1 protein-coding gene is annotated in these 249 nt (G+C 59.8%); it reads left to right on the forward strand.

Annotated features, from left to right (window positions below):
- The coding region (locus tag AC0L3E_RS34730) for a PAS domain-containing protein (RefSeq protein ID WP_473606928.1) at positions 1-249 on the forward strand (249 nt) is incomplete at both ends.

Genomic DNA, 249 nt, shown 5'->3' on the forward strand with positions numbered 1-249 from the left:
GCGCCGCACCGAACGGTGAGCCGATATATCGAAGCCGTCAGCTCCGCGAATTCCTCGGATATGAGTTGGAGTTATTGGACGGCAAGGGAAAATCCCGCCTGTCCGGGACACTCGATGAAGGCGTTCATCCTGACGACCTGGCGGCCGTCAAAGCGAACTATGCTCATTCGTTGGCCACTGGCGAACCGTATGCGCGCAGGCACCGTCTGCGTCGCTTCGACGGCGAATATTGCTGGGTCGATACGCGCG

Source organism: Mesorhizobium sp. WSM4822, assembly GCF_055811155.1.